This window comes from Chryseobacterium sp. GQ58 (genome assembly GCF_059758895.1).
On the sequence record NZ_JCAXEH010000001.1, the window covers coordinates 158,769 to 170,571 of the forward strand.

The 11,803-nt window shown below is 35.8% G+C and carries 6 protein-coding genes; all 6 read right to left on the reverse strand.

What is annotated here, in order from left to right; all coding sequences use genetic code 11:
* Positions 1-15: 15 nt before the first annotated feature.
* The 6 genes from AC6CHK_RS00740 to AC6CHK_RS00765 all read right to left on the reverse strand — a co-directional run bounded on the left by AC6CHK_RS00740 (position 16) and on the right by AC6CHK_RS00765 (position 11,761).
* Positions 16-2,961, reverse strand: a complete 2,946-nt coding sequence (locus AC6CHK_RS00740) for a reprolysin-like metallopeptidase (RefSeq protein WP_498092620.1) — start codon at positions 2,959-2,961, stop codon at positions 16-18.
* Between the two features lie 227 nt (positions 2,962-3,188).
* Positions 3,189-5,300 carry a prolyl oligopeptidase family serine peptidase gene (locus AC6CHK_RS00745; RefSeq protein ID WP_498092622.1) on the reverse strand — a complete coding sequence of 704 codons (2,112 nt, stop codon included), beginning with the start codon at positions 5,298-5,300 and terminating at the stop codon, positions 3,189-3,191.
* Between the two features lie 228 nt (positions 5,301-5,528).
* Positions 5,529-6,614 (reverse strand): peptide chain release factor 1, encoded by a 1,086-nt coding sequence (prfA, locus tag AC6CHK_RS00750; protein ID WP_498092624.1) that lies wholly within the window; start codon positions 6,612-6,614, stop codon positions 5,529-5,531.
* An 87-nt stretch (positions 6,615-6,701) separates the two neighbouring features.
* Positions 6,702-9,539 carry an alpha-amylase family glycosyl hydrolase gene (locus AC6CHK_RS00755; RefSeq protein WP_498092626.1) on the reverse strand — a complete coding sequence of 946 codons (2,838 nt, stop codon included), beginning with the start codon at positions 9,537-9,539 and terminating at the stop codon, positions 6,702-6,704.
* 228 nt (positions 9,540-9,767) lie between these two features.
* Entirely contained in the window at positions 9,768-10,058 is a 291-nt protein-coding gene (locus AC6CHK_RS00760) for a hypothetical protein (protein WP_498092628.1), read from the reverse strand.
* A 95-nt stretch (positions 10,059-10,153) separates the two neighbouring features.
* Entirely contained in the window at positions 10,154-11,761 is a 1,608-nt protein-coding gene (locus AC6CHK_RS00765) for a fumarate hydratase (RefSeq protein WP_498092630.1), read from the reverse strand.
* Positions 11,762-11,803 lie beyond the last annotated feature (42 nt).

The following is an 11,803-nucleotide window of genomic DNA, read 5'->3' on the forward strand; positions in this document are numbered from 1 at the left end:
GAGTTGTTATTTTATTTATTTTTTGATGAGTTTTGTATTGTAAGTATTTTTGTCATCTTTTATTGTAATCACATAAACTCCTTTTACTAATGATGCTACATTAATTCTCTGGTTATTTACGTTACCATTTTGAACCAGTCTACCATCGGCACTGTAAATACTGTAATCAGCCTTTCCTTTTAAGTTTTTAATTTCTATGAAAGTATCAGCCGGATTAGGATAAATTGCAATTTCTGATTTTGTATCATTTGTATCATTTACAGATAATACTCCTGAAATTCTCACAGATAAATCCATTATACTTCCTGCCTGATTGGTAGACCCACAAGGGTTATCAAGCGACCCGCCAAAGTTCCCGGCCACTCTCATTCTTAATAATTTGTCACCGCTATAAGTAGTTGATGGAACTGTAAAAGTTACTGTTTCATTTCTTGTCCCTGCAACGTTGGCTGATGTCATAATTTTTTCTGATGCTTCAAAAACACCATTTCTGTTATAATCTATCCAAGCATTTACAGTAAATGGATACGGAGCAAAATTTGAGGCGCTTCCTGCGCGAACAGTAAGACTGTATTGTGTATTTTGCATTAAATTTATAATCTGTTGAGGATCTTCACTTACATCTTTATAAGATCTAAAAGTACCATCTGTATAATTGATATTGGATAATGTTACACGGGCTATCGTCCCTAATGAGTTGATCCCTGTATTTAATATACAATAATCAATTCCAGTTTTTAATCCCTTCGTCTTAAATGCATAATTAGCGGAAAAATTACCCGGTACATTGTTGACAACAGCAGCAACTTGAGCCTCATAATTAGTTTCATCTTCAAGATTATCCAATATTGCGGAATTTACTAGGCTTGTTGCATTCGACCAGTTTGCAGCGCCCACTTTTCTATAATTAATAGAATAAGTCGCTCCTGGCACACTATTCCATGATAATCTTGCAGAGTTTTTAAATATTTCTGTGTCTATTGCAGAAACTCCTGTCGGAGCATTCATGGTAGACGTTGGAGCGTTTCCTATATTGATTGCAGGTGATACCGCATAAAAGACGTTGCCAATTGCTGATATTCTTAACTTAATTGCGCCTGTCAATGTTGTTGGCATTTGTACAGTATAGCTTCCTGTGTTAGGAGTTGCAGCAACAAGATCTGTCCACGTATTTCCATTATCGGCAGTATAATCTATTTTTACATTTGTTACATTGTAAGGAGCAGCATTTGTGTTAGCCACTTCCCATTGAATTGTATTTGATGCATCATTATATAATACTGTGGAAGCTGTAATGCCATTGAATTTAAATGGTCCGTCATTCCCAACATTTACTGTGGTTTCAGAAGAAGACAACATTGGTCTTTGCGGATTTTCATCTCTTACCGTAACTGCATAATTAAGTGTTCTTGGAATGTATGATACCGTTTCCCAAGCTGTTTTATCTGTCAGTTTACCCCCCATAACTATAGTTAGGCTTGGAAAATATCTTCTTCCCCCGGCTGTTCCAAAATAAGACCTTGTTAACGCTCCTTCCGAATTATAACCCCAGCCACTATCTCCTGAAATAGTTGCATTCGGTCCCACACTATCATATTGTTCCCAAGTATATTTAAAAGTATCGTTTTCTGCATCTGTTGCCGTTGCATCCAGATAGTACGCCGTCCCTTTTGGTATATTATAACTTGTAAGTGGAGATATTGTAGGTGGAGTATTAATGTTAATATCTTGTGATATTCCGCATGTAGTTCTGGCCTCAATATTTGTAAGTATTTGGTTTACTGAGGAGTAATGAAAATAAGCATCCGAAAAATTCTGAACATTATCTGAGGTAATTCCGGCATATCCCATAATAGTCGTTCCACCTCCAGGTTCAACATTTACCATAGAACCTTCAGAGCTATGAGAAAAAGTATGATTTCCACCTAATTGATGACCCATTTCATGAGCAACATAATCTATATCGAATAAATCTCCTGTTGGGTTTGTACTTTGTGTAAATGCTGATCCTTTCTCTGTGTCTGTAGTATTTACAGGATCGGTACATATACATCCTATACAACCTGCATTTCCATTTCCTCCAGCTGCATTGAATACGTGTCCTATGTCATAATTAGCATTTCCAACTTGTGCAGTCAGTGTTTGTTGTAACTGAACGTTTAAATTATTTGTGTAAGGATCTGTGGCGGCATCTGTATAAATAATATTTGGGAAATTCTGAATTAATAACTTTATTCCAAAATCTTTTTCAAAAACTCCATTTACACGAGTCATCGTATTATTCATTTGGGTAAGTGCTCCCGTTGTGGTACCTCCGAAGAGTTGGGTATATTCTCCTGTAACAGACAATGCCAATCTGTATGTTCTGTATTTTGTACTGGAAGGTCTATTTGTAATTCCTACATTAGAAAGCTTTTTTTTTCCGTTTTCTAATAGAGATTGAATGTCTTTAATATTTTTCTCTTCGGTTGAACATTCAAATCCATTATCACTCTTGGTTCTTTTAGTTTTATAAAAAACTCCATAAGTCTGTTTATCAGTTGTAATAGGTTCTATGAATTGAAAAACTCCATCTTTGATGATCATCGATTGCATTTCTGTTGGCGATGTGCTAAATCTAAGATATTTTGAAGGATCCTCAATCCCTACCCCTACATAGGAGCCCAGCTGATATTGCTCGGCCATAGCTTTTTCCATTACGGGATTACTGTAAACAGCAAATTTTTCAATTTTTCCATCCACAGTTGGTAATGATATGATAACAGCTTTTGCGTTGTTGCCTGTCTCAACAGCATCTTTTAAAAGATTTCTTATCGATGCAAGATCAACTTTATAAGAATACTTGACATCAACTTCTTTTCTTATCTGAGAAGTTTTCTGTGAAACAGCCTCCCATCTTTGTGCATTTAGGGTAGCTAAACCTATAGCTAAAGCACACATTAATAAAATTTTCTTTTTCATATTAATTAATATTATGTTAAATGATTTTCAACAACATAAACAAATATAAAAAAAACATTATAACAAAAGTCCAATTTTCAAAATAATATTCAAAAAAAATCTATTTTTAGAATAAATATTTGCATTCATATATAGTATAAATAAGGAATTACAATAATTATTTCTTATTATATAAAAAGCGCCAAAAAAATGGCGCTTTTTATATTTATATACTATGTTCGAGAACTTTACTTTTCTAATTTCTTAATTCCCATTTCATATAAAGCAAAAGAAATAAGGTCTGCATTTTCGCTGATTACCTGATCGGTTGCCCTTCCCGCTCCGTGACCTGCATTTTTTTCAATTCTTAATAAAATAGGGTTTACACATTTCTGTTTTTCCTGCAATTCTGCTCCAAACTTAAAAGAATGCGCCGGAACTACTCTGTCGTCATGATCACTTGTAATAATCATGGTTGACGGATAACAAGTTCCTGTTTTTACATTATGAACAGGAGAATATGATTTTAAATATTCAAACATTTCTTTATTATCTTCCGCAGTTCCGTAATCATATGACCAACCCGCTCCTGCCGTAAACTTGTTGTACCTCAACATATCTAAAACGCCAACTCCCGGAAAAGCAACTTTTGCCAGATCAGGACGCATTGTCATCGTTGCACCAACTAATAATCCGCCATTTGATCTACCCGAAAGTGCCATATATTCTTTAGAAGTATATCCTTTACTCTGCAAATATTCTCCGGCAGCAATGAAATCTTCAAAAACATTTTTCTTTTGCATTTTTGTTCCTGCATCGTGCCATTTTTTACCATATTCACCACCGCCACGAATGTTTGGAACGGCATAAATCCCACCATTTTCCATCCAGATTGCGTTTACGACAGAGAAAGACGGCTGCAAACTGATGTTGAAGCCACCGTAAGAGTACAAAATCGTTGGATTTTTACCGTCGAGTTTAGTTCCTTTTTTATAATTAATCATCATCGGAACTTTTGTTCCATCTTTTGAAGTATAAAATACCTGTTCAGAAACATAATCTTCAGGATTGAAATTCACTTTCGGTTTTTGATAAACCTCCGATTTTCCGGAATCTGCATTGAATTTATAGGTTGTTCCCGGGGTGATATAATTGCTGAAAGAATAATAAAGCTCTTTCTCTTTTTCTTTTCCTCCAAAGCCTGAGATGTTTCCTTTTCCGGGAAGAGAGATTTCTCTGATCAGCTTTCCTGTTTTATCATACTGCTTCACTTTATCAATCGCATCCACCATATAAGTTGCAAAGAAATATCCGCCACCCGTGTTGATTCCCAATACGTTTTCTGTTTGCGGAATCACATCTTTCCAGGTTTCAGGAGAAGGATTTTTAATGCTTGTTTTTACCAAACGCATATTCGGAGCATCTTTATCTGTGAAAATAAAAAGCTCATCCCCTTCCGTATCTACAATATTCGCATTGATGTCAAAACCTTTATTAATCTGAACGAAATCACCGCCGTTTTTTAAATCTTTAATATATAATTCGTTTCCGTTGGTCGCATTAGCCGCTGAAATAATCAAATATCTTTGATCTTCAGAAACTCCGGCTCCCAAATATCTTCGCGGAGTTTTATCACCACCAAAAACCAATTTATCTTCCGATTGTTTTGTTCCTAATTTGTGAAAATAAACTTTATGCTTATCTGTCATTCCGGAAAGAACGGTTCCTTCTTTTGGCTTGTCGTAGCTTGAATAATAGAAACCTTCGTCACCTTGCCACGAAATTCCGCTGAACTTTACATCAACCAACGTTTCATCGATCTGCTTTTTGGTAATGGCATCAATGATGATGATTTTATTCCAGTCGCTTCCGCCTTCCGAAATAGAATAGGCTGCTAAGTTCCCTTTTTTGTTGAACGATAAGCTTGAAAGCGAATTTGTTCCTTTTTCTGAAAATTTATTCGGATCTAAAAAAACCTCTGTTGTTTTTGTTTTATTACTGGTTCTGTACAAGACAGATTGCGCCTGAAGTCCGTTGTTTTTGTAGTAATAAGTGTAATCTCCTTCTTTGAAAGGGGCTCCTATTTTTTCGTAATTCCAGATGTCTGTCAATTGTTTCTTGATCTGATCTCTGAAAGGAATTTTTGAAAGATAATTTTGGCTGAAAGCCACTTCTTCATCTACCCACTTTTTGGTTGGTTCAGAATCGTTTTCTAAATCTCTGTACTGGTCTGCAATGGCAGTTCCGAAATATGTATCTGTATGATTTCCTTTTTCTGCTTTAGGATAATTCATTTTCTGAGAATAAAATGTAGCTGAAAATAATACTCCAGCCGTTAATAAGATTGGTTTAAAATTCATTGTGAAGGATTTTCTCAAAAGTAAGGAAAGTATTGGAAATAAAAAAGTTGGTGAATTGTTAAGTTATAACAATATATTAGAAAATCATAATTGCTTTTACTAATTCATTTTTTTATAATGAAAATTCTCCATACATCTTCTACATTTCATTTCGAAAATTACTAGAACTGACGAAAATGAAAAAAGCTCCCGATTTCTCAGAAGCTTTTTAGCTATATTTTAGAAAGATTAATAATTTTCTTCTTCACCTTTCATTTTCTCGGCATTTTCTGCCATAATTACGGCGTCGATCATTTCAGAAATATCACCATTCATATAGGCATCAAGATTGTACATAGATTTGTTGATTCTGTGATCTGTAACTCTTCCCTGCGGATAATTGTACGTTTTGATCTTTGCCGAACGGTCTCCTGTAGAAACCATCGATTTACGTTGTGCAGCAATATCTCCTACAGATTTTTGAACTTCAATATCGTATAATTTGGTACGAAGCATTTCCATTGCCAATTCACGGTTGGCCAACTGAGAACGTGCCTGCTGACAAATAACCACCATTCCTGAAGGCTTGTGTGTCAACTGTACTTTGGTTTCCACCTTGTTTACGTTTTGTCCACCCGCTCCACCAGAACGTGAAGTCTGCATTTCGATATCTGCAGGATTTAATTCGAAATCAATCTCTTCAGCTTCCGGTAAAACAGCAACCGTAATTGCCGAAGTGTGAACTCTTCCCTGAGATTCAGTTTCCGGAACACGCTGTACGCGGTGAACTCCGGATTCGAATTTCATGATTCCGTAAACGCCTTCGCCTTCTACTTTCAAGATAAGTTCTTTGTAACCTTTTGCCGCTTCGTTAGAATCCGTGATTTCGTGTTTCCAGCCTTTTGTTTTAAAAAACATTGCATAAGCTCTGTAAACATCTTCCACAAAAATGGCCGCTTCATCTCCACCTGTTCCAGCACGAAGTTCCACAATCACGTTTTTGTCATCAGCAGGATCTTTAGGAATCAAAAGAACTTTCAATTCTTCTTCCAAACCCGGAAGTTTTGCCTGAGCTTCTACTTTTTCTTCCTTGGCCATATCAACAAGGTCTCTGTCTGAACCATCCGCAATGATTTCCTCAGATTCTGCGATATTGTCTAAAGCATTTTTATATTGATCGTAAACGTGTACAATTTTTCCTAAATCGCTGTATTCTTTGTTTAATGAAGAATATTTTTTCTGATCCGAAATTACATCTGGCTGTATAATAAGGTCTGCCACCTCATTATATCTCTGTTTTATAGCTTCTAATTTTGGAATTAATGACTTAGACATATTAAAAATTTAGTTTGCAAAGATACGGAATTGAAGACTAACAAAAAAAGCCCATTTTCATGAGCTTTTGTAATATTGTTTTAATTTTTATTTAATTATCATTTTTTGAATGGCGATTCCGTTATCAGTTTTCAGGTGAATCAAATAAGTTCCTGCCGGATAATCAGCCTTCAGATCATAAGTTCCGTCTTCATTTTTCAGTTTAAACGAATCTACTTTCTTTCCGCTCATGTCGTAAATAATGATTTCTCCATTTTTAGCTTTATAATAAATCAGTTTAGCTAAACCATTTTTCACAGGATTATCTGCAATCTGAAGAGACAGTTTGTGTGCTGCATTTTCATCAATAGTAGACAAACTTCCCGTATAATTTCCAAAAATTCTGAATTCTCCCGGCTGAAGATTAATCGGGGCAGAAGTATTGGTGACATTTGAAATTGTATTATCCATCAAATTCTGCCATTGCCCTGCGTAAGGGAAAAACGGAACAACATCTTTCGCAGAAGTATCATAATTGGCAAGCACAACAATATTTTTAATTCCCGCCGTTAATGTATTGTCATAAACGTAGATTCTTGTGATCAATCCATTCGGATCGTTGGCTAAATTATTCGACTCAACAGAATATGTTTTCGCTTTAAAAACCGGATGCGTATTTCTGATATTGATAATCTTGGCCCATGTATTATAAATTGCTTTTCTGTTGGTATCCGAATCATAACCTAAAGTGAACGCAACAGGTTTTTCGTCTGTACGGCAGCCGTTATTGATTGTTCCGTCCGGACATCTGTTGATGCTGAACTCATATCCCAATTCACCAAACTGCCAGATCATTTTCGGACCGGGAATGGTGAAGAATGTGGCTCCGAAAGTTTTCATTCTTTCTAAAGCCGTATTTAAGTTTTTCACATCATATGTTCCATTGACAGCGCCATATGTTAGATTTTTAAACATTAATCTTTCTTCATCGTGACTTTCACCAAAACCAACTGCATGCATATTGGTAAACCCATGAAGCTCATGATCCATACGATCATAATTGCTGTTTTGGCTGTAACCCATCGTATTTTGATTGTATGGTTCGGTTTGTTTGTTCCAAAGCATCACTCCTTTTCCTTCTGCCAATTTGTAATTTGCCCATTGCTGCTCTTCTGCATCGGTTCCTAAATGTTCAAAAATAATATAAGAATTAGGATCTATTGCCCATTGTTTGTCTGCATAATATTTTAAAACATCTACTCTATCCTGTTGATAAGCGTTGGTACAGGTTTCGTCATTTTCGGAACAGTTTTGAGTAAATCCTTTAGTTAGATCCCAACGGAATCCGTCAATTTTGTATTCTGTAAGCCACTGCTGAAGAGTTCTTTCAACATAATATCTGGTTGCTGTACTTGAATGGTTAAAATCATTAAAAACATTGTAAGAATGCTTCGGAACTGTATTAAAATAAGGATTGTTTGCAGCAACATCACCATAACCGTCACCGTCAGGATCGACATTCCAAAGCCTTACAAGAGGCGATCTTCCGGTTGCATGATTGAACGCAACATCCAAAATCACTGCAATTCCGTTCTGATGACATAAATCTACAAATTCTTTGAATTTTTCCGGAGTTCCGTACGCTTTGTCTATTGCATAATGAAAAGATGTATTGTAGCCCCATGAAAGATTTCCTTCAAACTCCATAATAGGCATCAATTCAATGGCATTAACTTTTAAATCTTTTAAATAAGAAATCTTATTAATCAATGACTGCCAATTTTTTTCCTGAGTAAAATCTCTCAATAGCAATTCGTAAATAATTAAATCTTCCTTATTCGGTCTTGTAAAATTGGTAACCTGCCAATTATACGGCGCTTGACCGGTTTTAAACATAGAAACTTCAAATTCTTGCCCAGCCGGAAAGGCCGGTAAATTAGGATAAGTGGTTGCCGAAATCCACTGATCATCGTAAGAAGATAAAATTTGTGGAGAATAAGGATCTGCAACTTTTTTAAGATCATTGGTTCTATATTGGAAAGTGTATAATTGCGCCGGAGTAAGTCCTGTTAACTCAATCCAGTATAAATCAGGATCTGTTGTATCTCTTTTCATTAAATAGGTGTCGTCAACAGTCCAGTTATTAAAACTTCCGATAACGTGAACGAAACTTTTAGCTGGCGCATACAATGCCAGACCAATTTTTGTGGGATCTGCAGGATCATAATTTATCCCTTGTCTTATCCAGCTTGGAATCGCCTGCGAAACTACATTTCGTGGAATCTGTACAATAAATGCTGCATTTTTGGCGCTTGAATTAGCCGTAGCAATCAGTTCCATATTCGCATCTCCTGTTACTGTATAATTGTAATTGTAAGAAGTTGATGGCGTTGCTGTCGTATTTACTACAGTTCCGTTTGCTTTCAGCTGAAAAGTCGCATTGATATTTGTTGTAGCTGTAATATTGATAGAATTTCCGATTGGAACCGATGTCAGCGAATTTGCTACGGGGTTTGTAAGGTTTAAATTTAATGTTCCGACATTTACAAAAATATCAGGCGATGTTTGGTGATTCCCTGTTTTTGTTTTTAGTAAAAATCCAAATCTGCCAATACCTGTTCGATTATAAAAAGTGGTCGGAGTAAAGCTTAAAGAATAAGTATCTGTCGTTGAATTGTAAGCCAATCTGTTCAATTCATTAGAATCAGTCCAGGATCCGTTGGTTGGGCAATCCTGACTATTTGCATAATTTAAATCCAAAGACCATGACCAGATGTAAATTGCATTGTTGGTAACTCCCCAAGCTGTTTCGTCAATCTGATCACCTGGTACATTTAATGTAATCTGATCTGTTTCGTTGAACGGGTTTGGAGTAATGGTGTAATTAATCTGTCCAAATACAAGTCCCGTAAGTAACAGTAAAATAAGTAAATACAGTTTTTTCATCTTATAATTTTTAAATAAAAATAATACAAATTATTTCATTGTAAGAAAAATAGTATAATTTATTTTCTCTAATCCCAATTTTATCTAAAAAAAGATGCAGTTAATTTAAATATATTTTACTGTAATTTATAAAAACAAAAAACCACTGATAAATCAATGGTTTAATATATGTTGTTTTGCTTTGATATTGCTTTTTCAGAATTCGTGTGAAAAAGCAATGACAATCAATTAATGATGTCCGTTGTCGTGCCCGTGGCTATCGTGTAAGAAAGGACCGTGGCCTTTAGGATTATTGAAAATAACTTCAACTCCTTCCTGCTCATAAATATTTTTTCTTCTGATATCTTCAGGATCGAAAGGCTTTACCTTACCGAAATATTCCTTCAAGCCTTCTGTCAACCATAATGGAATAACAAAACCGAAAAACATAAATATACACCAGAAACCAACTAAGAACATTATTATAAAATAAACTGTCCAAAGGAACTGGTAAAACGGCCAAAATGCTGATAACATCATCTTTCTTATAGATTTTAGGCAAAAATAGGACTTTTTTCTTTTTTACCAAAAGATAAAGAACCTAAATTTTGTCATTTATTTTAATTATAAACTATTTAATGAGCAAGATTTGCAAAAAAGTCGTTTCCTTTATCATCCGTAATAATGAATGCCGGGAAATCCTTTACCTCAATTTTTCTCACCGCTTCCATTCCTAATTCCGGGAAATCTACCACTTCAACGGATAAAATATTATCTTTTGCTAAAATCGCAGCAGGTCCACCAATCGAACCAATGTAGAAGCCACCATATTTATGACAGGCGTTGGTAACATCTGCAGTTCTGTTTCCTTTTGCCAACATTACCATGCTTCCGCCGTGACTTTGGAATTCGTCAACATAAACGTCCATTCTTCCTGCAGTCGTTGGTCCGAAACTTCCTGATGCCATTCCTTCCGGAGTTTTTGCAGGTCCTGCGTAATAAATTGGGTGATTCTTGAAATATTCAGGCATTGGTTGTCCGCTGTCTAATAATTCTTTGATTTTTGCGTGAGCAATATCTCTTGCAACAATCAAGGTTCCGTTTAATTTCAATCTTGTTTTGATTGGATATTTTGAAAGTTCAGCCAAAATTTCAAGCATTGGCTTATTCAAATCAATATCAACCGCCGCTTCTAAATGTGGTGGTGTTGTCGGTAGAAATCTTTTCGGATCCTGTTCTAATTGCTCTAAGAAAATACCATCTTTGGTAATTTTTCCTTTGATATTTCTGTCGGCAGAACAAGAAACTCCCATTCCGACAGGACAAGAAGCTGCGTGACGAGGCAATCTGATTACTCTTACATCGTGTGTTAAATATTTTCCGCCAAATTGAGCACCAATCGCACTTTCCTGACAGATTTTTTGAACTTTTGCTTCCCATTCCAAATCTCTGAACGCCTGTCCGGCTTCATTTCCTTCTGTCGGAAGATGATCGTAATATTTTGCAGATGCTTTTTTCACCGCTGCCAAATTAGCTTCCGCAGAAGTTCCACCAATCACCAAAGCCAAGTGGTAAGGCGGACAAGCCGCAGTTCCCAAATCTGAAATTCTCTCTTCTACAAAAGCTTCCAAAGATTTTTCGTTCAGTAAAGATTTCGTTTTCTGATAAAGAAAAGTTTTGTTGGCAGAACCTCCACCTTTCGTCAAGAACAAAAACTCGTAATAATTTCCTTTCTTAGCATAGATATCAATCTGCGCCGGAAGATTTGATCCTGAGTTTTTCTCGTCAAACATCGTTAAAGGAACAACCTGAGAATATCTTAAGTTTCTCTTCTGGTACGTATTGTAAATCCCTTTGCTTAAATATTCACCGTCATCAACGCCTGTATAAACATTTTCGCCTTTCTTTCCCATGACGATTGCCGTGCCTGTATCCTGACAAGAAGGTAACGCTCCTTCAACTGCAACAGCAGCATTTTGCAACAAATTATACGCAACAAATCTGTCATTATCTGTCGCTTCAGGATCGTCGATGATTTTCCTCAAACTTTCTAAATGTGAAGAACGAAGCATAAAAGAAACATCCGCCATTGCTTCTTCAGCCAATAATTCAAGACCTTTTGGGTCAATGCTTAAAATTTCTCTTTCGCCCAGTTTTTCAATTTTTACATAATCTGAAGTCAATTTTTTATAAACCGTATCATCTTTCTGAATCGGATACGGATCCTGATATCTAAATTCCATTCAATTTTCTTTGGCTGCAAAAATACAGCTTACCAAAAAAAG

Coding starts and splice junctions, on each gene's coding strand:
- AC6CHK_RS00740 (WP_498092620.1), bottom strand. CDS start 2,961: ATGAAAAAGAAAATTTTATTAATGTGTGCTTTAGCTATAGGTTTAGCT.
- AC6CHK_RS00745 (WP_498092622.1), bottom strand. CDS start 5,300: ATGAATTTTAAACCAATCTTATTAACGGCTGGAGTATTATTTTCAGCT.
- prfA (WP_498092624.1), bottom strand. CDS start 6,614: ATGTCTAAGTCATTAATTCCAAAATTAGAAGCTATAAAACAGAGATAT.
- AC6CHK_RS00755 (WP_498092626.1), bottom strand. CDS start 9,539: ATGAAAAAACTGTATTTACTTATTTTACTGTTACTTACGGGACTTGTA.
- AC6CHK_RS00760 (WP_498092628.1), bottom strand. CDS start 10,058: ATGATGTTATCAGCATTTTGGCCGTTTTACCAGTTCCTTTGGACAGTT.
- AC6CHK_RS00765 (WP_498092630.1), bottom strand. CDS start 11,761: ATGGAATTTAGATATCAGGATCCGTATCCGATTCAGAAAGATGATACG.